Here is a 20,029-nt window from a genome sequence, read left to right as displayed (position 1 = left end):
TAAAAATACAAATTTTACTGTGAACTACTTATTTTTTTATTAATAAGTAATTCTTTTCTTGTACTTATTACACTTTTTTATTTTTTCAGAGTGCCAAGTAACAAAAAATTGTTGGGACATTAAAAAAAAACAGTAGTATTTATATACTTACGGCTCATTTTTATTCTTTTAACTACTATTTCAAGTAGTTATAACGGTAAATTTAACGATTTATTTACAAATTAATCAATTTCTCCTCTTAATGAAGTTTCAAAATAGTGCTTAAATTCGTCTTTCGACAACTTTTCACCTAGTAAATACATCATTTTTGCAACCGCCGTTTCGGTTGTAATGTCTTTTCCGTCTACAATTCCAATACGTTTTAATTCAGAACTTGTCTCATAATGCCCCATAATAATGCTCCCTCCAGCACATTGGGTTACGTTTACAATGTAGATACCTTTATCAACAGCTTTTTCTAGTAAGTTTACAAACCATTTTTCTGTTGGTGCATTTCCAGATCCATATGTTTCTAAGATAACACCTTTCAAATTAGGTATATCAATAAAACTACTTACAACTGATTCTGTAATCCCTGGAAATAACTTTAAAATAGCGACATTATTGTCTAGTTTCTTTCTAAAAACTAATTTTTCTTCTTTTTTATTAGGTTTTAATAAAAGAGGATAATTAAAATTTAAGTGAACCCCACTTTCTGCTAAAGGAGGGTAATTCATGGATGCAAAAGCCTCAAATTGCTCAGCATTAATTTTTGTTGTTCTATTTGCTCTATACAATTTATATTCAAAATACAAACCTACTTCCTGAATGACAGGTTTATTATTTTCATATGTAGAAGCTACTTGTATAGAGGTAATTAAATTTTCTTTTGCATCCGTTCTTAAATCTCCTATCGGCAATTGAGATCCAGTAAAAATGACGGGCTTTTGCAAATTTTCAAACATAAAACTAATAGCTGATGATGTATACGACATCGTATCTGAACCTGTTAATACCACAAATCCATCAAACTTGTCATAGTTATCAGAAATAATTTCAGCTATATTGATATAATAATTCACATTCATGTTTGAAGAATCAATAGGTTCTTCAAAAGATATAGTAGAAATATCACAATGTAATTGTTGTAATTCTGGAATCTTATTTGAAATTTGACTAAAATCAAAAGCTTTTAATGCTCCTGTATTATAATCTTTAACCATTCCAATAGTTCCCCCTGTATATACAATTAAAATCTTAGGTTTATTTGTCATTTTGACATCTTATATTATTAAATTCTAAAATGGAATAATTTATGTTGTAAATTTATCAAACAAAAATGACACAAAAATTTTAAAACAATACTATATTATGTTAGGTTTTTATGCAATAATTGGTGTTATTACATTATTTAGTTGGCTAGTAAGTAATACGCTACAAAGAAAGTTTAAAAAATATTCTCAAGTACACTTAAGAAATAGCATGAGTGGTGCTGAAATAGCTGAGAAAATGTTAGCCGATCATGGAATTTTTAACGTAAAAGTAATTTCTACTCCAGGTAGACTTACCGATCATTATAATCCTGTAAACAGAACTGTTAATTTAAGTGAGGCTGTATATAATCAAAGAAATGCTGCCGCTGCTGCTGTAGCTGCACACGAAGTTGGTCATGCTGTACAACATGCTCAAGCATATCAATGGTTACAAATGCGTTCAAAACTTGTACCTATAGTTAGCATTTCATCACGATTTTCTCAATACATGGTTATTGGTGGTATTATATTAGGTGCTGGTGCTGGACAACCTGGCATTGGACAATTAATAGCTGTAGCTGGTTTAATATTTATGGCTTTAGGAACTTTATTTAGTTTCATCACTTTACCTGTTGAATATGATGCTAGTAATAGAGCTTTAGCATGGTTAGAAAACAAACACATAGTTACTAGAGAAGAATTAGCAGGATCTAAAGATGCTTTAAAATGGGCTGCTAGAACTTATTTAGTTGCTGCTTTGGGGTCTTTGGCAATGCTATTATATTGGGCGTTAAGAGTATTAGGGAATAGAGATTAACAAAGTTAGACTTACTAAAAACATTAAAAGCTTCGAAATATATTCGAAGCTTTTTTTATGACTTCAGAAAACCTTTTTATATCTAATTGCGTCTTTAAGGTTATAGGAAATAAAAATCTATTCACCGGAAAATTAACCCGTTTTATCAGATTTCCATTTTTTAATTTTCAATAAGAATACACTTTTGAAGTGTTAAATAAAAAAAGATATGAAAGCTATTACTACTATTTTATTCGTATTAATTACAATAATTACTGCTCAAGCTCAATACAGCATAAGCGGGAAAATTGTTGATAATCAGAAAAACCCATTACCTTTTATTAATGTTATACTATATAATGTAGATAATCCTGGACAACCTAAAGGGACTATTTCAGGTGAAGATGGAAATTATTCATTAAAAAATATTCAAAAAGGAAAGTACCGAATAACTGTTACTACTTTAGGCTTTAAAAGCGAAAAAGTAGCGGAATTTCAACTATCATCTAATAAAATTTTCAACTTTACTTTACAAGAAGAAAGTCAAACTTTAAATGAAGTTGTTGTAAAATCTAAAAGACCTGTAATAAAACAAACTGCTGAAAAATTGGTAGTTGATTTAGAAAAAACCGAAATGGTCAACTCTAATTTACAAGATGTAATGCGTAAAGTTCCTGGTGTATTAGTTACAAACAACGGAATTACAATAGCTGGAAAAAGCGGTGTAAGAATTCTAATTAACGGAAAAACTACCGAATACATGGATGTTCAAAGTTTACTTCGTGATTTTCCTGCTGATAATATTGCTAAAGTTGAAGTAGTAGAACAGCCCGGTGCCGAGTATGATGCTTCTGGTTCTGGAGCCATCATAAATATTATTTTAAAGAAAAATGTTCGTTTAGGTACCCATGGAAGTTTAACTGGATGGGTTGGTGAAGATGAAGGTTTTGAATATGGAACTAGAGCCTCTATAGCTAGTTATAAAAACAAATTAAATTGGCAAACAAGTATTAGTCATTCACAACCTACATGGAGAGATGATTTGTTTTTAGTTAGAACTGTTGAAAACGAAACCTATGATCAAGTAACCAAAGAACCATACAAACCAAACAACCTTACTTTTAGTGGTAACATAGATTATTACATAAACGACAAACATTCTTTTGGGATTGGTGGACGTTGGAATAACAGAAAATCCGACAGAATTGCAACTAGTAAAACTATTATTTCTAGCAGTTCAACAACAAATACCCTTTTTTCAGAAAATACTTTTGACAGAGATAGAATAGATTTCAATATTAACCCATATTATGAATATAAATCTGATACCGATAAACTATTTATAGATTTTAATTACATCGATTATAAAAATGATAACACCAATACTTTATCTGACGTAACAGGAAGTACGCTTCCTTTTCAAGACAGAAGATATATACAAGATGGAAAATATACTATTAAAACTTATAAAATAGATTATAGTAAAACTGTTTCTGATAATTTTAAATTCAGCTTAGGAAGTAAATATGCTATGGTAAAAACTGATAGTGATTTACAATCATTTTTAGAAAACAATTCAAATGGTTTTGATTTAGACCAAACCAACAGTAGTCGATTTTTAGTAGACGAAAAGATATTTGCAATTTACTCAAAAGTTAATGCTACTGCTGGAAAATGGACCTTTTCTGGAGGATTACGTTATGAAGATAGTAACACTGACGGAACATCTATTTTTTTAAAAAACGGTCAAATGGTAAACGAAGTAAAGAAAAGACCTATTAGCAAACTATTTCCTAGTGCATCAGTTAGTAGAAAAATAACAGAAAGTATTGGAGCTAGTTTATCTTATAGTTATCGAATTAGAAGACCTTCATATAATAGCTTGAATTCATTTGCTACTTTCTTAGATCCTTTTTCAGCTGGTGAAGGAAATCCAAGTTTAAGACCTGCTTTTACAAATAATTATCAGTTTAATTTAACTTACGATGGACAACCGTTTTTTACAGTAGGCTACAGTAAAACAAACGATGTTATTTTCGATTTAATAAAACAAAACAACACAACTGCTCAAATTAGACAACAGGCAGTAAACGTTGAAGATTTCACTAATTGGAACTTTAGATTATTCGCTCCTTTGAGTTTTGTTAAAGGTTTAGAAGGTTATACAGGATTTATCGTTAATAAAAACTCTTACAACTCAGCAATACACAATGTAAACTTATCTAAATGGAACTTATTTTGGTTTGCTCAAGCAAATTACAAACTACCTTGGGATGTAAACTTTGAGGTAAGCGCAAATTATGGAACTGGAGCTTTAGAAGGTCAAATAGAAGTTGATTGGTTAGCTGGTTTAGATTTTTCTTTCGGAAAAAAATTCTTAGACAACAAGTTAAAAGTAAATTTTGGATTTAATAAAATGTTAGACCGTGGTTTTAATGGAAGAATCGATTACGGTAATGGTACAGCCAAAGTAGAAAGTAATGGATCTCGTCAAAACATTCAATTGAGATTTGTATATAGTTTTGGATCAAAATTCGGAAAGAAAAAATCGAAACGTAATTCTTCTAGAGATGAAGAAAATAGAATTCAAGACAATAATTAATTTCTTATACTTTTGTTTTTATATGGACATCACAAAATTCACAACTTGTGATGTCTAACTTAAATTTCTATGAATACTAAACTCGATAAATCAGACTGGTTAATTCTCTTTGTTATATTCGGAGCAACTATTATACTTAATTGCTTTGATTACTACAGAGAGGGAAATAAGTTAATTGAATATATTGTTGACTTTCCTACTTCCACACTAATTTCTATAGCTATAATTCTAATTTTTATTCAAATATTAGTTCCTAAATTATTAATCAAACAAAAAAGGTTTCTTCTTTTTTTTATTATAGCTATATTATTACTGACCTTACTTGGTACTTTAGATAATATTATTGGAAGACTAAGTGCTGGCAAGTCTTTAAACCAAATATCAAATGTTTTTTTGTTTTTACAAAAAGGCTTATATAATGCAACTGACATGGTTGGCTTTCCTTTAGGAATATTATTGATGAAAAAATTCTATGAAGGTCAAAATCAGTTTTTAAAAATAGAAAAACAGCAAAAAGAAAGCGAATTAAAGCTATTACGCTCACAAATAGACCCTCATTTTTTGTTCAATAACCTAAATACACTTGATAGTTTAATAGATTCTGATTCAGAAAAAGCAAAAGAATACATTAATAGATTATCGTTAATTTATCGCTATCTAATTCAAACCAAAGACGCAGAAGTGATGGAGCTTTCAAAAGAATTGAAATTCGCTGAAAACTATATTTTCTTAATTGAAACTCGTTTTGGAAATGATTACAAATTCAATATTGAAAAAAAAGTAGTTGTATCAAATAAATTCATTCCTACTGGTGCATTACAAACTCTTTTAGAAAACGTAGTAAAACACAACAAAGCTAATAAAGAGCCTATAGAAACAAACATTACCATAACTGAAGGTTGGTTAACTGTAAAAAACACCAAAACCAATACTCCGAACAAGGAAAGTTTAGGTACAGGATTAGAGAATTTACAAACTCGTTATGAGTTATTATCTGATAAAAAAATAGCCATAGGAAATAACACCAATAAGTTTATTATATCTATTCCTGTCATTAAATTGAGTGATGAAAACTAACAATATGAATATTTTAATTTTAGAAGATGAAATACCTGCTTATCAAAAACTGATAAATTATTTGAAAGACTCTTTTGGAGAAAATTTTTCTCATGATGTAGCTCGCACAAATTCAGATGGAAAAAAGCTCTTAACAGAAAACACTTATGATTTTATTTTATCAGACATTCAATTGTTAGATGGTATTTCTTTTGATTTATTTGATGAACTAAACATCAACATTCCCATTATATTTTGTTCTGCACATGATGATTATTTGTTTAAAGCTTTTAACACTAATGGAATTGCTTACATTTTAAAACCTTATTCTAAAATCGATTTTAATAAAGCTATTAACAAATATCAGCAGTTATTTAAACAAGGAGATTACAACAAATTAAACCACGAAACCTTAACCAATTTAAAATCTGCTTTACAAGAAGAAAACTATTCTTACAAAAAACGATTTGTTATAAAGAAAACTAAAGGAATTCAGCTCTTAAATGTTGTGGACATTAGTTTAATAGAAGCATCAGGAGATTTTTGTATAGCTACCGACTTTAATGGAAAACGCCACAATATCTCTCAAACATTAGGTGGAACATTTAAACAATTAAATCCTTCTAAATTTTTCAAAATCAATAGAAGTGAAATTATCAATATAGATTATATCGAAAATATTGAGAACCATTTTAAAAACCGTCTACTAATTAGTATGAAAGGTATTAAAGAAAAACCTATGACTAGCTCTTCAACTACAGCGGATTTTAGAAAATGGTTGGAACAATAGATTGAAAAAAATATATTTGCAGCCTTAATCATTAACTTTAAACTATGAAAAAAATTATTTTGTCTATTGCTATGTTAACTTCCATAGCTTTTGTTGCTTGTTCTGATAACGATGATAATCAAAAAAAATGTATCTCATGTGAGTATTCAGGAGCAGGTACTACAAAGCCTATTAAAACTGAGTATTGTAATAATGGTGATGGAACAATGACAATTACTGTTGAGGGAATTCAAACTGTTACTTCTGATATTCCAGAAGGTAGTACTTTTGAAGACGTTATAGAAGCAGCTAAAACACAAGGTACAACTTGTAATTAAGAAATACTCATAACAAAAAAGCCTCAGTTAAATTAACTGAGGCTTTTTTTATATTCTAATCATTTAATTTCAATACTGCCATAAACGCTTGTTGTGGAATTTCTACATTACCAACTTGACGCATACGTTTCTTTCCTTTTTTCTGCTTTTCTAATAACTTACGTTTACGAGAAATATCTCCTCCATAACACTTAGCCGTAACATCTTTACGAAGTGCTTTCACTGTTTCACGAGCTATAATTTTTGCTCCAATAGCTGCTTGAATTGGAATATCAAATTGTTGACGTGGAATTAATTCTTTTAACTTCTCACAAATTCTTTTACCAATAGAATATGCATTACTATCATGTAATAAGGCAGAAAGTGCATCAACAGTTTGTCCATTTAATAGCATATCTACACGTACTAATTTAGATTTTTGCATTCCAATAGGCGAATAATCAAAAGAAGCATATCCTTTAGAAACTGTTTTCAAACGATCGTAAAAATCAAATACAATTTCTGCTAAAGGCATATCAAAAATTAACTCAACACGTTGAGGAGTTAAATAAGTTTGATTTACAATTTGTCCACGCTTTTCAATACAAAGGCTCATTACTTGACCAACAAAGTCAGATTTTGTTATAATAGAAGCTTTAATAAACGGCTCCTCTACCCTATCTAATTTCGATGGATCTGGTAAATCTGTTGGATTATTAACAATAATAATATCATCAGGATTTTTCTTTGTAAAAGCATGATAAGATACGTTAGGTACCGTTGTAATAACAGTCATGTTAAATTCACGCTCCAAACGCTCTTGAATAATTTCCATGTGTAACATTCCTAAGAATCCACAACGGAAACCAAACCCTAATGCTGCTGAACTTTCAGGTTGAAAAACTAAAGATGCATCATTCAACTGTAGTTTTTCCATTGAAGCTCTTAACTCTTCATAATCTTCAGTATCTACTGGATAAATCCCAGCAAATACCATTGGTTTTACATCTTCAAAACCATCAATAGTATCGGTAGTAGGGTTTGCAAAATCAGTAATAGTATCTCCTACTTTTACTTCTTTAGCTGTTTTAATTCCTGTAATTAAATACCCTACATCTCCTGTTTTAATTTCTTGCTTAACAACTTGTTCTAACTTTAAAGTACCAACTTCATCAGCTCCATACTCTTTCCCTGTTGCCATGAATTTAATACGCTGATTCTTTTTAATAGAACCATCAATTACTCTAAAATAAGTCTCAATTCCTCTGTAAGAGTTGTATACAGAATCGAAAATTAATGCTTTTAATGGCGCATCTGGGTTTCCTTCTGGAGCAGGAATTTTATCAATAATTGCGGCTAAAATATTATCAACTCCATAACCAGTTTTACCACTTGCATGAATTACATCTTCTGGCTCACAACCTAATAAATCTACAATATCATCTGTAACCTCTTCAGGATTTGCTGATGGTAAATCTACCTTGTTTAAAACTGGAATTATTTCTAAATCGTTTTCTAACGCTAAGTATAAATTAGAGATAGTTTGTGCTTGTATACTTTGTGCTGCATCTACAATTAACAAAGCACCTTCACAAGCTGCAATAGAACGAGAAACTTCGTAAGAAAAATCTACGTGTCCCGGAGTATCAATTAAATTTAAAATATAATCTTCTCCATTATATTTATAATCCATTTGAATTGCGTGCGATTTAATCGTAATTCCACGTTCACGCTCCAAGTCCATATTATCTAGTAACTGATTTTGCTTTTCACGTTCTGACACAGAACCTGTATAGTCTAATAAACGATCAGCAAGTGTACTTTTACCATGATCAATATGTGCAATAATGCAAAAATTTCTAATTTTCTTCATTCGTCGTATTTCTAACTTCTTATAGTCGACAAAGATACTTTATGTAAAATGCATCCACAAATAAAAATTTATTCAATAAAAAAATAAAAAGTAACTTTGCAGCATGGTAAAAATTGGAGATATAGAACTTCCTGATTTCCCGCTTTTATTAGCGCCGATGGAAGATGTGAGTGATCCACCGTTTAGAGCTTTATGTAAAGAAAACGGTGCAGATGTGGTTTATACTGAATTTATTTCTTCGGAAGGACTAATTCGTGATGCTGCAAAAAGCGTAATGAAATTAGATATTTACGAGAAAGAACGCCCTGTTGGAATTCAAATATTTGGAGCTAACCTAGACTCTATGCTTAAAACTGTAGAGATAGTTGAAAAATCAAATCCAGATATTATTGATATTAATTTTGGTTGTCCTGTAAAGAAAGTTGTTTCTAAAGGTGCTGGTGCTGGTATTTTAAAAGATATCGATTTAATGGTTAAACTTACAGAAGCTATGGTAAAACACACCAAACTTCCTGTAACTGTTAAAACTCGTTTAGGTTGGGATCATGATTCTATAAGAATCGTGGAAGTAGCTGAACGTTTGCAAGATGTAGGATGTAAAGCTATTGCTATACATGGTCGTACTCGTGCTCAAATGTATAAAGGTGATGCCGACTGGAAACCAATAGCACAAGTAAAAAACAATCAAAGAATGCATATTCCTGTTTTTGGAAATGGTGATGTTACTTCTCCTGAAAGAGCAATGGAAATGCGTGATGAGTATGGTTTAGATGGTTGTATGATTGGTAGAGCTTCTATAGGATACCCTTGGTTTTTTAATGAAGTAAAACACTTCTTTAAAACTGGCGAACACTTAGCAAAACCTACCATAGCACAACGTGTGGAAATGGCTCGTCGTCATTTAGAAATGTCTATTGACTGGAAAGGAGAACGTTTAGGTGTTGTTGAAACAAGAAGACATTATACAAACTACTTTAAAGGTATTCCTCATTTTAAAGATTATCGTATGAAAATGGTTACTTCTGATGATCCTAAAGATGTTTTTGCTACTTTTAATGAAGTGGAAGCTAAATTTGGAAACGCTACTATTCCTGAAATAAAATAAGCTTTATTTCTCAATAAATGCTTTTGATATTCTTGAGCTTGCAATTTTTGCCGCTACATAACCTAGTATTGAAATTGTAAGCATTACTATGAATAAATTAAACCACCTAAACTCTACGGGATAGGCTAAAGTTTCAGTAATCATAAATAATTCGAATTTTTGCTGAATTAACACCAAAACAATTCCAATTAAAAGCCCAATTCCCATTCCTACTAGTGTCAATAAAAAGCCCTGTAAAACAAAAATTCTTTTTATTTTATCTACTGTACTCCCTAAATCGACTAAGGTTTTTAGGTTTTGTTTTTTATCAATTATCATCATAATAATTGAACCGATTACATTAAACAATGCAATAGCTATAATCAATGTAAAAATTAAATAAGAAATAAAATTTTCTGTATTTACTACTTTATAATACACTGTATTTAATTGCGCTCTCGTTTGCACCTTGAAAGCTTCTCCTAAACTTTCCTGTAAACTAGATTGATAGTTGTCTAAATCGACTCCTTCTTTTAGCCTTAATTCTATAGCTGTAAATTGATTGTCTTTATAATTAAGCAATTTCTGAGCTAGTTCGACTTCTGTAAAAACAAATTTACCCTCAAATTCTTCTGAACCTTTATAGACGCCTATTATTTGAACTGGCACAGAATTAAAAGCATTATTTGGATTTACAAACCCCTTTCCTGGCTTGGGAACCAAGATTTTTAAAGGTTCACCAAAATTCATTATTCCTAATGATAGTTTATACCCAATACCATATCCTAATACGGCTGTATTTCTAAATTCTGGATCTATCCATGTTCCAACTCTTAAAAGAGAGTCTACAGGTAAAATTTGATTATAGTTTTGCTCTACCCCTTTTATATAAGCTATTTGATTTTTATCCTTATAACTTAAGAAAACACGCTCTTCTATTACTTTAGATACAGCTAACACTTCATCGTTTTCTATTATTTTTTGATAAATATCATCAGAATATTCAATGGTTTTACCTTTAACCATTGATATTTTAATATCTGGATCTGAATCTTGAAGTAAAGAATCACTAAATGTTCTTAATCCTGAAAAACCTGATAAAATTATAAACAAAGCTAAGGTTCCAACAACAACACCAAAAACAGTTATAAAAGTTATAATGTTTATTGCATTGGTGCTTGCTTTCGAAAACAAGTATCTTTTAGCTATGTATAAAGGAAAATTCAACTATTAATAAATCTAAGTAGCAATGTAAACAAATTTATTAACGTTTTTGACGACGTGGTAAAATCTCTGGATTCTTAATTGGATCAACGTCTCCTCCTTTTAAAGACTTATCAATATCTTCAATATAATCTAAACTATCATCACCAAAAAACAATAACTCTGGCATTCTCCTAAGTTGGTTTTTTGTTCTTTGTGCTAATTCATGGCGTATTAAAGGCGTATTAGATTTAACACCTTCAATAATTTCATCTCTTTTTTCAGAAGGAAAAACACTCAAATACACTTTTGCTACTCCTAAATCAGCAGTAACAGAAACTTTTGATACCGATATAATCACTCCCTTCATTCCATTTTGCGCAGCACGCTGCAAAACATCTACTAAATCTTGTTGCAGTACTCCTGCAATTTTTCGTTGTCTATTTGTTTCTTCCATGCTGCAAATTTAGGCATAAATTTACGGAGTGTAAATTTTATTTTTTATAGCGTACATTACTAAGCCTACTCTGTTTCTAACATTTAATTTAGTAAACAAACTATCCCTATAACCATCGATAGTTTTGGGACTTAAAAACATTTTGTCTGCTATTTCTTTATAGGTTAATTCTGAACAGGCTAATTTCATAAAGATTATTTCGTTTTCTTTAAAACGAATAGAATTTTTACCATTCTTACCTGATACTGAATCTAATAATAAGTTTGTAACATTTCTGGTATGAAAGAAACCGTTATCCATCATTTCTAACAGTGCTCTTTCTAACACTTCTTTTTTAGTATCTTTTAGCAAATAACCAACGGCTCCTGCTTTAAGCATTTTTAAAATAGTACCATCTGCATCTTCTACAGATAATGCCATCACATGTACATGTGGGTGATTTTCTACAATCCATTCAGTAGTTTCAATACCATTCATTACTGGCATATTTACATCAACTAAAACAATGTCTGGAATATTTTTAGGTGATGCGGAAAACTTCTCCGAAACTTCTTTCCCATTTTTACATGTATATAACACTTTAAATTTATCAAAGGTATTTACCATACCTTCAATTGCCTGTGATAATAGAGTGTGATCATCTACAACAACAACTGAGTATTTCATAATTACGTAGGTTAGGTTATTATCTTGTTGTGAGGGACAATATAATGAAGGGACAATGTACTACAATTCTTAAATATAATAATTTATTATTAAACTGGTTCCTTTTTGAGGTTCCGATTTAAATTTTGCCTCGGCATTGATAAGCTTTGCTCTCGCTTTAATATTCTGTAAACCAATACCTTTCAATCTTACTTTTTTCATTTCAAAACCAACACCATTATCTTTTGCTTCAATCTCAATAGCATCTTCTTTGTAATTTAAAAACACCTCAAGCTTAGTAGCTTTTGAATGTTTTATCGTATTTGAAAAAAACTCTTGTAAAATTCTAAAGATTATGATTCCGTGTTTTTGATTTATTTCTCTTTCTTCTCCTACTACTTCAAAACTAGACTCTATATAATTTAATCTATTAAATCTTCTCAATTCTAGTTCTATTGCTTCTCTTAATTTTATAGCATTAATAAAATCTGGATTAATTGATTTAGATAGCGCTCTTATTTCTGTTAAACTTTTAGCTATAGTATCTGCAATCTCATTAATGTTCTCTGGGGAGGCATGTTGCATTTGTATTTTAGCTAAAGTTAGGAGTTGTCCAATATTATCGTGCAACTCCCAACTTATATTTCTTAAAGTTTCTTCTCGTATTTCTATTTGTGTTTCAGCTAATTCTCTTTCATATCGTTTTCTGTTTTCATTACGCTCCATTAAAAGCTTATTCTTTCGATTTTGAAATACTGTAAAAAGAGAAACCACAAACAATACTCCCAAAACAACTAAAATAGTAGATATAAATACAATTACCTGACTTTCTTCCAACTCCATAATAATCCAATTAAGAAACAACTATGCATAATTATAGTTAAAAAATACTGTATTTTATATAAAGACAAAAAAACATTTCCTTTTTTAAAAAAATTAACTATTGCCGTTAGGGGCATTGTACCAATATAATACAACAACAAACCTGTAGTTATCCAAAAAAACACATTCTTTTTATAATTTAATACTTTTTCTGATAACAAAAACTCTCTTAAGTATAGCATTAACACTATTCCTATAAAAACTGCTCCAAAAACTGGGGCTATCGTATTAAATTTTGTAGAAAAAACCTCTAATCCATAAAAAAAAGAACTAGATAGTAGAATTAAATTATACAAAATAGCAAGTCTCTTTATAATTTTTTTTGTAAAAACATTTTGTGAAATATCTCTATAGAACAAAAACAACACATTAAACTCTAATAAAACCATTAGATTATAAAAAGCGTTATTTAAACCATATTTAAAAAACACAAGACCAATTATATCAAAAAAAACATACAAAAAAGAAACACAATAAAATACCTTATATACCTAAACCCTATAGCTTTACTAAAAAAAGCAAAAGAAAAAAAGGATACAATCGCAAAAATCAGAGCTATATCATTTAATCTTAACATTTAGTATGGCGGTTGTAAATACCCTCTATTTCCAGCTCCACTCAACTCATTTGAATTTCCAATTGGCAATTCTATACTATAATCGTAATCTTCTCTTTTTCCTTCATTAAACTCTTCCATAGAATTATAAATCCAGTTATATCCATTTTTAGCTAACATTTCTTTAAACGTAACTAACTTTCCTTGTGTAAAAGATTGTAAAGGATCAAAAGCTACTTGTTTACCATCAATTGTTGTAGTTGGGATATAAATTAAATCCTGGTAACTTTTTCCTGTTCCATTATAATTAGGCATAGCAGCTGAAATAAAGCTAATTCCTGATATTTCAATCCCTGCTTTTTCACTCAACTTCATTATTCTTCCTAAATACTTTAAAAACTGATTATAATCATAAGTATTAATACGTGAATCCTCATACCCCAAAGCTTTTTCTAAAGGTGCAATTCTTGTAGTATCGTAAGTTCTTAACATATTTACTATCTTTTTATAATCTAGCATTTCAGGAGTTCTTCCTTCATCAGAATAACAAAATGTACCATCTGGAATTTGTGATTGCCAATCTTCACACTTACATTTATTTTTTTCACAAGAAGCCATAAAATTCAATGTAAAAAAAATGATTAACATTTTTAGTAGGTTAGTTTTTTTCATAATAAAAATAATATTTAAATTCACTTTAAATATACTAGCTTATTTTCAATTATATTTACCTTAACCTAACACTTTTCTTACAAGGCATTCTATCAAACACTTAAGTTTTATTACTTTTTTAAAATACAGGAAAAACACCTATAAGATACAAATGAATACACTCTTGTGTTTTCAATATTTTTACTCTTGTAATATTACCTTCTTACATATTTCAAAATAAAAAAAGGCTTACAAATCGTGAGCCTTTCTAAATTATATATCTATATATTTAATATGGTGGTGATAATTGTGACCTATTTCCATTTGCACTTTCACTATCAATAAGCTCATCTCGCATTAATGAATTTTTCTGTATTTCTTTACTCTTTATTTTCCTATTATTATAATCTTCTTTGCTATCATATACCCAACTATAACCATATTTACTTAATATTTCTTTCATAGTTACAATTTCTCCATTTTTGGAAGCGTCTGGAGCAAAGGCTATATTTCTCCCATTAATTTCCGTGGTTGGCATAAATATATTAGTTTGGTAATTAGGGATACCATGAGAAGAATCTTCAGGATAAGAAGCAGACACTATATTGATACCTGTTAACTTTATTCCTTTTTCTTGAGATATCTTTTTCACATAATTCAAATAAGCTTCTAGAGTTTCAATTGTATAAAAATTTATACGAGTATCTTCCCTTCCTAAAGCCTTTTCTAAAACCGGTTTTCTGGTTTCATCATAATGCTCTAACATCTCAACCACTTCTTTATACATTAGTAAATTTTTAGGCTTTGTAGTTTTTACCGCTTTTTCAATTAAAACTTCACTTGTTTTATCTTGTGTACATGATAGTAAAGTAGCCACACCTAAAGATGCAACTAATAAAAATTTTATTGTTTTCAATTCGAATTATAGTTTATAAATTAATATTGGGTTTAATTTAACATTTATTTTTTTACAAACTGAAACAGATACATTTTTCTTTTATACTTTTACCTTATGGATAAAATTGAACACATTGGTATTGCAGTAAAAGATTTAGAAAAATCAAATCAACTTTTTGCTGCTCTTTTTGGAGAACCGCATTATAAAATTGAAGAAGTAGCTAGCGAAGGTGTTAAAACCTCATTTTTTAAAACTGGACCTAATAAAATAGAACTTTTAGAAGCAACTAAACCTGATAGTCCTATAGCTAAGTTCATAGAAAAAAAAGGAGAAGGAATTCACCATATTGCTTTTGCAGTTACAAACATTGAAGCAGAAATAAAGCGTTTACAAAAGGAAGGGTTTACGGTATTAAATGAAACCCCTAAAAAAGGAGCTGATAATAAATTAGTCGCTTTTTTACATCCAAAAACCACCAATGGCGTTTTAATTGAATTATGTCAAGAAATTGAATAATTCGCTCAACAGGAATTACCAAATATTTGTATCTTGCAATGTTAAAATTACAACATTAAATAATGACAACCTCTTTTGATTCTTTTCAAAAACGACGCTTACAATCATCTTATGTTTCCGTAGTAGTTAGTATTGCGCTAGTGCTTTTTATGATTGGAATTTTAGGTTTGGTTTTATTAAAATCTACCAAAGTTGCTAATCACTTTAAAGAGAAAGTAGTAATGACTCTATTTTTAAAAGATGATGTTACTACTAAGCAATCGAAAAGCTTTAAAGAAACTTTAAAGAAAAAAGAGTACACAAATAAAGTTATTTATATAACTAAAGAAGAAGCTGCAAAAACATACAAAAAAGACTTAGGTGAAGATTTCTTAAAATTTTTAGGTGACAACCCTCTAAAAAACGGGTTAGATATTTATCTTAAAGCAGATTTTGTAACTCCTGAAAAAATGGGTGAAATTGAAAAATCTTTTGAGAAAAATAAATTGGTAGCTGAAGTAAATTATGACAAACCTTTAGTTCGATTACTAACACAAAACATTCAAAAAATTAGCTTTTGGTTGTTGGTATTAAGTGGTTTCTTTGGCATTGTTGCTATTATTTTAATTAATAGCTCTATTCGCTTATCTATTTACTCTAAAAGATTCAATATAAAAACCATGCAAATGGTTGGTGCGACCAAAAGTTTTATTCGTAGACCATTTATATGGCAAAGTATTAAGCTAGGTTTATTGGGAGCATTTATCGCGTTAAGTGGAATTGCTCTTCTAATTTATTACATAAATAAATATATTCCTACCCTAGAAATGCTATCAGATTACACACCTTTACTATATGTTTCAGGAGGCGTAATTTTTGTATCATTTTTTATTACTTGGATAAGTACGTTTTTTGCCACACAACGTTTTTTAAACTTACAAACTAACGATTTGTATTACTAAGATTTTATGAAAAAAGATAACTTAACAAAACAAGAATTTTTATTCGGTAAACGCAATTACATAATCATGTTAATTGGCTTAGCTGTTATAGCATTAGGGTTTATTTTAATGGCCGGTGGTGGTAGTGACGACCCTAAAGTATTTAATCCTGAAATTTATAACTGGCAAAGAATTCGTTTAGCTCCAACTCTTGTTATTATTGGATTGGGTATTGAAATTTATGCTATTTTTGCCAATCCAAAAAAATAAGCATGGGATTATTAGAGGCTATTATCTTAGCCATTATTGAAGGCATCACTGAATATTTACCTGTTTCTTCAACAGGACATATGATTATTGCTTCTTCATTTATGAGGATAGCAACAGATGATTTTACAAAACTATTCACCATAGTTATTCAACTAGGTGCTATTTTATCAGTTTTAGTATTGTATTGGAAACGCTTTTTTCAAAGTTTCGATTTCTATTTAAAACTGTTAGTAGCATTTATTCCTGCTGTTGTATTAGGACTGCTTTTAAATGATGTTATCGATAGTTTATTGGAAAGCCCAATAACAGTTGCAATTTCTCTAATTATTGGAGGTCTAATTTTATTAAAAGTTGACGATTGGTTTAAAGCCAACGAAGAGTTTGATGAAAAAAATCCGACAGCTCATACAGAAATAAGTTATGCTACTGCTTTAAAAATTGGTTTTTTTCAATGTTTAGCTATGATCCCAGGGACTTCTAGAAGTGGTGCTAGTATTGTAGGTGGTATGACTCAAAAAATAAATAGAAAAACAGCTGCTGAATTTTCTTTCTTCTTAGCGGTTCCTACTATGTTAGGTGCTACTGCTAAAAAAACCTATGATTATTATAAAGCTGGTTTTGAATTATCTTCTGAACAAGTAAACCACCTTATTATTGGTAATGTTGTTGCCTTTATTGTTGCTTTAATAGCTATAAAATCGTTCATAGATTACTTAAGTAAAAAAGGATTTAAAATCTTCGGATACTACCGTATTATATTTGGAATTGCCTTATTACTAATTCACTTTTTCGTGTATAAACTTTCTATATAATGCTGACTGCTGAAGACTATAAAAACGGACAAGTTTTATTAATTGACAAACCTTTAGAATGGACTTCTTTTCAAGTTGTCAATAAATTACGTTGGCATATTCGTAAACGTTTTGATATTAAAAAAATTAAAGTTGGTCACGCAGGAACTTTAGACCCTTTAGCTACTGGCTTGTTGATTATTTGTACTGGAAAACAGACTAAAAACATCAACGAATATCAAGGTCAAATAAAAGAATATACAGGTACAATAACTCTTGGCGAAACAACTCCCAGTTACGATTTAGAAACTGAAGTAAACGAAACTTTCCCAACAGAACATATTACTGAAGAATTGATTCATAAAACAACAAAACAATTTATAGGGAAAATTCAACAAAAGCCACCTATTTTTTCAGCAATTAAAAAGGATGGTAAACGTTTATACGAATTAGCTCGTAAAGGAGAAACTACTGAAATTAAATCGAGAGAAATTACTATTTCTGAATTTGAAATCACTAATATTAGAGCAAACAAAGTTGACTTTAGAGTTGTTTGTAGTAAAGGTACTTACATTCGTTCTTTAGCTTACGATTTTGGTTTAGCCCTAAATTCTGGAGCTCATTTATCCGCCTTAAGAAGAACCAAAATTGGAAATTTCTCTGTTAGTGACGGATTAAGTATTGATAATTTTATAAAATCTTTAGAAGTGGAATAGTTTTTGTCTCATAGAGCAAAAAACATTTACTTCTATGAAAAAAACTACACTACTACTCTTTATAATTTTAGTTATTAGCTTTAAGATTAATGCTCAAAATAAAAGTAAACGCCCTTTCTTTACTGGATCTTTAAGTACTACTTTTGGAGTTAATCAAAAATACAAATTTGGAGAAGAAGGGAATGGACCCTTAATTGTACCTAAATCTATTTTATTAAGAACTGGTTTTGGATATCAATTTAATGATCGCTGGGCTTCTACTTTTAACATAGGCTATGATCATCATTTTACATACGCTATTAACTCTATTCCAATGTATGCTAGTATACGCTATAACTATATAAAAAAAGCCAGTCGTGCTTGTTTTATTGAATATAGCTACGGACAAATGTTTCGTCCTTCCAATCGATTTTCAAATGGCAACTATTACAAGATTGGTTTTGGAATCCTATCCCTTAGCAATAGTAATTTTAACGGATTGATACGCTTAGATTTTCAAAGAAAAAAAATAGCGCAATTTAAAAGTGGAAATCTAGACAGTATTTCTCTTGGTATTGGTTTTACTCTATTCTAATTTTTAAAGAAAACGACTATACCAACTCTCTGTAATTGGTACTTCCCAATAATTATCTAACTCGTGTTTTGTTTGAACTAAGTTATCAAAAACAATGGTTTTACCAGTTACAGATTTGTTTTTTATTAATTTTTTAAAATCTTTTAGCTCTTTATATTGAGTATATTCCCCTTGCTTAAAACAAACATTCATTTTATCTAATAACTCAATATCGTATTCTTGCTGTAATTGTAATACAAAAGCTACTTGCTTATCAATTTCCGCATTAGATAACTGTATATTGTCTTCTACAGAAAAAATAATAAATCGATTGTACCTTAACTCAAAAGACACTTTAAAATCTTCTTCAGACTTCCACTCTTCTGAAAATGTTTTTAGTTTTTCCTTTAAACCTTCTATTTCTTGTGGATAAAACTTTCTACTAGATGGATAAATCCAAACTTTAGCTTCTTCTGATAACGTATTGAAATCTACTAACATAATTATTCTTTCTGTGCGGCAAATATACAGAAAACAAAATCCTCTTCTTGTTAAGATTCAAGAAGAGGATTTACTTTATAAAAAAGGGTTATTATTTTAATAATGAAAGAATATCCTCTTGCACATTATTCCCTTTATTTTTATTGTACCAAACTTGTAAATCTTTTTTAAAATCTGCATCTAAACTTCCGTGCTCAGTCTTATAATCAGCAACCATTTTAGTAGCTATTGATGGTCTTGGCCCCCAAGTATTAACCACCTCATTTTCTTTATCTAATGCAATTAATTTAGGAATAGACCTTCCTCCATTAGTTAAAAACTTATCCATTAATTCTAAGTTTTCATCTCTTAACACTAACTTTAATTGAATGTTCGGATTTTCTTCTGCTATTTTATTAATAACAGGTAAATTCTGAGCCGCATCCCCACACCAACCTTCTGTTAAAACCAACCAAGTTTGTGGTTCTTTTACATCCTTAACCTTTGCTATAGTTTCTTCAGAAATTTTTATAGTTTTATCTAAACGCTTCATTCTTTTATCGTTTAATAAACTATAATTTAATAAGGCATCAGATTGAGTTAATCCAGTTGACTTTCCTTGTTCTAACAACTCTTTTACAAGAGTTCTATATTCAGGATATGAAATGGCTTTTTGTAAACTACTTTCTATAATTTCTTTCATCTTAATAATCTTATTATACTACAAATGTACTAGTTCCTCTTAATGTATACAGTAACCTA

At 29.7% G+C, this 20,029-nt stretch carries 22 protein-coding genes; 12 read left to right on the top strand and 10 right to left on the bottom strand.

The genetic code is table 11. The annotated features are described in order from the left end of the window. Window positions 1–221 precede the first annotated feature (221 nt). Window positions 222–1,253: an asparaginase gene (locus F7018_RS09780; RefSeq protein WP_150899884.1), complete on the bottom strand. Its 1,032-nt coding sequence runs from the start codon at window positions 1,251–1,253 to the stop codon at window positions 222–224. A gap of 97 nt (window positions 1,254–1,350) precedes the next feature. Here F7018_RS09780 and F7018_RS09775 point away from each other — a divergent pair, with 97 nt between their 5' ends. From F7018_RS09775 to F7018_RS09755, 5 genes are all read left to right on the top strand, one after another. Continuing rightward, window positions 1,351–2,049 carry a zinc metallopeptidase gene (locus F7018_RS09775; RefSeq protein ID WP_150899883.1) on the top strand — a complete coding sequence of 233 codons (699 nt, stop codon included), beginning with the start codon at window positions 1,351–1,353 and terminating at the stop codon, window positions 2,047–2,049. Between the two features lie 208 nt (window positions 2,050–2,257). After that, complete coding sequence (locus F7018_RS09770) at window positions 2,258–4,630, top strand: TonB-dependent receptor domain-containing protein (RefSeq protein ID WP_150899882.1); 2,373 nt, start codon at window positions 2,258–2,260, stop codon at window positions 4,628–4,630. A gap of 69 nt (window positions 4,631–4,699) precedes the next feature. Beyond that, the gene (locus tag F7018_RS09765) at window positions 4,700–5,707 is read left to right on the top strand and encodes a sensor histidine kinase (RefSeq protein WP_150899881.1); all 1,008 of its coding nucleotides are present in this window, start codon (window positions 4,700–4,702) and stop codon (window positions 5,705–5,707) included. Between the two features lie 4 nt (window positions 5,708–5,711). Next, window positions 5,712–6,476 carry a LytR/AlgR family response regulator transcription factor gene (locus F7018_RS09760; RefSeq protein WP_175578704.1) on the top strand — a complete coding sequence of 255 codons (765 nt, stop codon included), beginning with the start codon at window positions 5,712–5,714 and terminating at the stop codon, window positions 6,474–6,476. 44 nt (window positions 6,477–6,520) lie between these two features. Beyond that, window positions 6,521–6,793, top strand: coding sequence for a hypothetical protein (locus F7018_RS09755; protein ID WP_150899879.1), 273 nt, complete (start codon window positions 6,521–6,523; stop codon window positions 6,791–6,793). Between the two features lie 55 nt (window positions 6,794–6,848). On the opposite strand, the gene lepA is transcribed toward F7018_RS09755, so the two are convergent. Next, on the bottom strand, window positions 6,849–8,645 hold the full coding sequence (gene lepA, locus F7018_RS09750) for a translation elongation factor 4 (RefSeq protein WP_150899878.1): 1,797 nt from the start codon (window positions 8,643–8,645) through the stop codon (window positions 6,849–6,851). Between the two features lie 103 nt (window positions 8,646–8,748). Here lepA and dusB point away from each other — a divergent pair, with 103 nt between their 5' ends. Further along, a complete protein-coding gene (dusB, locus tag F7018_RS09745) occupies window positions 8,749–9,750 on the top strand; it encodes a tRNA dihydrouridine synthase DusB (protein WP_150899877.1) in 1,002 nt (333 codons plus the stop codon). A gap of 3 nt (window positions 9,751–9,753) precedes the next feature. On the opposite strand, the gene F7018_RS09740 is transcribed toward dusB, so the two are convergent. The 6 genes from F7018_RS09740 to F7018_RS09715 all read right to left on the bottom strand — a co-directional run bounded on the left by F7018_RS09740 (window position 9,754) and on the right by F7018_RS09715 (window position 15,039). Then, entirely contained in the window at window positions 9,754–10,956 is a 1,203-nt protein-coding gene (locus F7018_RS09740; protein ID WP_150899876.1) for an ABC transporter permease, read from the bottom strand. Between the two features lie 37 nt (window positions 10,957–10,993). Continuing rightward, complete coding sequence (gene rbfA / locus F7018_RS09735; protein ID WP_150899875.1) at window positions 10,994–11,389, bottom strand: 30S ribosome-binding factor RbfA; 396 nt, start codon at window positions 11,387–11,389, stop codon at window positions 10,994–10,996. 21 nt (window positions 11,390–11,410) lie between these two features. Then, window positions 11,411–12,055, bottom strand: coding sequence for a response regulator transcription factor (locus F7018_RS09730; RefSeq protein WP_255689061.1), 645 nt, complete (start codon window positions 12,053–12,055; stop codon window positions 11,411–11,413). 69 nt (window positions 12,056–12,124) lie between these two features. Beyond that, window positions 12,125–12,877, bottom strand: coding sequence for a sensor histidine kinase (locus F7018_RS09725; protein WP_150899873.1), 753 nt, complete (start codon window positions 12,875–12,877; stop codon window positions 12,125–12,127). A gap of 616 nt (window positions 12,878–13,493) precedes the next feature. Next, the gene (locus tag F7018_RS09720) at window positions 13,494–14,144 is read right to left on the bottom strand and encodes a hypothetical protein (protein WP_150899872.1); all 651 of its coding nucleotides are present in this window, start codon (window positions 14,142–14,144) and stop codon (window positions 13,494–13,496) included. Between the two features lie 268 nt (window positions 14,145–14,412). Beyond that, window positions 14,413–15,039 carry a hypothetical protein gene (locus tag F7018_RS09715; RefSeq protein ID WP_150899871.1) on the bottom strand — a complete coding sequence of 209 codons (627 nt, stop codon included), beginning with the start codon at window positions 15,037–15,039 and terminating at the stop codon, window positions 14,413–14,415. A 96-nt stretch (window positions 15,040–15,135) separates the two neighbouring features. Between F7018_RS09715 and mce the strand changes: the two genes are divergently transcribed. The 6 genes from mce to F7018_RS09685 all read left to right on the top strand — a co-directional run bounded on the left by mce (window position 15,136) and on the right by F7018_RS09685 (window position 18,808). Further along, a complete protein-coding gene (gene mce / locus F7018_RS09710) occupies window positions 15,136–15,537 on the top strand; it encodes a methylmalonyl-CoA epimerase (protein WP_150899870.1) in 402 nt (133 codons plus the stop codon). Window positions 15,538–15,599: 62 nt separating this feature from the next. Next, window positions 15,600–16,478, top strand: coding sequence for a cell division protein FtsX (locus F7018_RS09705; protein ID WP_150899869.1), 879 nt, complete (start codon window positions 15,600–15,602; stop codon window positions 16,476–16,478). Window positions 16,479–16,484: 6 nt separating this feature from the next. Next, window positions 16,485–16,727, top strand: a complete 243-nt coding sequence (locus F7018_RS09700) for a DUF3098 domain-containing protein (protein ID WP_150899868.1) — start codon at window positions 16,485–16,487, stop codon at window positions 16,725–16,727. A gap of 2 nt (window positions 16,728–16,729) precedes the next feature. Beyond that, window positions 16,730–17,539 (top strand): undecaprenyl-diphosphate phosphatase, encoded by an 810-nt coding sequence (locus F7018_RS09695; protein ID WP_150899867.1) that lies wholly within the window; start codon window positions 16,730–16,732, stop codon window positions 17,537–17,539. Beyond that, window positions 17,539–18,234, top strand: coding sequence for a tRNA pseudouridine(55) synthase TruB (truB, locus tag F7018_RS09690; RefSeq protein ID WP_175578703.1), 696 nt, complete (start codon window positions 17,539–17,541; stop codon window positions 18,232–18,234). Before F7018_RS09695 ends, truB begins: the two co-directional genes overlap by 1 nt. Window positions 18,235–18,268: 34 nt before the next feature. After that, entirely contained in the window at window positions 18,269–18,808 is a 540-nt protein-coding gene (locus F7018_RS09685) for a hypothetical protein (RefSeq protein ID WP_150899866.1), read from the top strand. Between the two features lie 3 nt (window positions 18,809–18,811). Here the strand turns inward: F7018_RS09685 and F7018_RS09680 are convergent, their stop codons facing one another. Continuing rightward, window positions 18,812–19,288 (bottom strand): ABC transporter ATPase, encoded by a 477-nt coding sequence (locus F7018_RS09680; RefSeq protein WP_150899865.1) that lies wholly within the window; start codon window positions 19,286–19,288, stop codon window positions 18,812–18,814. A gap of 91 nt (window positions 19,289–19,379) precedes the next feature. Then, window positions 19,380–19,970 carry a thioredoxin family protein gene (locus tag F7018_RS09675; RefSeq protein ID WP_150899864.1) on the bottom strand — a complete coding sequence of 197 codons (591 nt, stop codon included), beginning with the start codon at window positions 19,968–19,970 and terminating at the stop codon, window positions 19,380–19,382. Window positions 19,971–20,029 lie beyond the last annotated feature (59 nt).

The sequence above is a fragment of the Tenacibaculum aiptasiae genome, from assembly GCF_008806755.1.
GTDB lineage: Bacteria > Bacteroidota > Bacteroidia > Flavobacteriales > Flavobacteriaceae > Polaribacter > Polaribacter aiptasiae.
The sequence above is the reverse complement of the archived record's forward strand: the minus strand, read 5'-3'. Positions and strand labels throughout refer to the sequence as shown.

Bases quoted from the DNA above. Each gene is read 5' to 3' on its own strand.
- F7018_RS09755 (WP_150899879.1), top strand. From the start codon at position 6,521: ATGAAAAAAATTATTTTGTCTATTGCTATGTTAACTTCCATAGCTTTT.
- F7018_RS09700 (WP_150899868.1), top strand. From the start codon at position 16,485: ATGAAAAAAGATAACTTAACAAAACAAGAATTTTTATTCGGTAAACGC.
- F7018_RS09780 (WP_150899884.1), bottom strand. From the start codon at position 1,253: ATGACAAATAAACCTAAGATTTTAATTGTATATACAGGGGGAACTATT.
- lepA (WP_150899878.1), bottom strand. From the start codon at position 8,645: ATGAAGAAAATTAGAAATTTTTGCATTATTGCACATATTGATCATGGT.
- F7018_RS09765 (WP_150899881.1), top strand. From the start codon at position 4,700: ATGAATACTAAACTCGATAAATCAGACTGGTTAATTCTCTTTGTTATA.
- F7018_RS09725 (WP_150899873.1), bottom strand. From the start codon at position 12,877: ATGGAGTTGGAAGAAAGTCAGGTAATTGTATTTATATCTACTATTTTA.
- F7018_RS09680 (WP_150899865.1), bottom strand. From the start codon at position 19,288: ATGTTAGTAGATTTCAATACGTTATCAGAAGAAGCTAAAGTTTGGATT.
- F7018_RS09675 (WP_150899864.1), bottom strand. From the start codon at position 19,970: ATGAAAGAAATTATAGAAAGTAGTTTACAAAAAGCCATTTCATATCCT.
- F7018_RS09775 (WP_150899883.1), top strand. From the start codon at position 1,351: ATGTTAGGTTTTTATGCAATAATTGGTGTTATTACATTATTTAGTTGG.
- dusB (WP_150899877.1), top strand. From the start codon at position 8,749: ATGGTAAAAATTGGAGATATAGAACTTCCTGATTTCCCGCTTTTATTA.
- F7018_RS09730 (WP_255689061.1), bottom strand. From the start codon at position 12,055: ATGAAATACTCAGTTGTTGTTGTAGATGATCACACTCTATTATCACAG.
- F7018_RS09770 (WP_150899882.1), top strand. From the start codon at position 2,258: ATGAAAGCTATTACTACTATTTTATTCGTATTAATTACAATAATTACT.
- F7018_RS09695 (WP_150899867.1), top strand. From the start codon at position 16,730: ATGGGATTATTAGAGGCTATTATCTTAGCCATTATTGAAGGCATCACT.
- mce (WP_150899870.1), top strand. From the start codon at position 15,136: ATGGATAAAATTGAACACATTGGTATTGCAGTAAAAGATTTAGAAAAA.
- truB (WP_175578703.1), top strand. From the start codon at position 17,539: ATGCTGACTGCTGAAGACTATAAAAACGGACAAGTTTTATTAATTGAC.
- F7018_RS09685 (WP_150899866.1), top strand. From the start codon at position 18,269: ATGAAAAAAACTACACTACTACTCTTTATAATTTTAGTTATTAGCTTT.
- F7018_RS09705 (WP_150899869.1), top strand. From the start codon at position 15,600: ATGACAACCTCTTTTGATTCTTTTCAAAAACGACGCTTACAATCATCT.
- F7018_RS09720 (WP_150899872.1), bottom strand. From the start codon at position 14,144: ATGAAAAAAACTAACCTACTAAAAATGTTAATCATTTTTTTTACATTG.
- F7018_RS09760 (WP_175578704.1), top strand. From the start codon at position 5,712: ATGAATATTTTAATTTTAGAAGATGAAATACCTGCTTATCAAAAACTG.
- rbfA (WP_150899875.1), bottom strand. From the start codon at position 11,389: ATGGAAGAAACAAATAGACAACGAAAAATTGCAGGAGTACTGCAACAA.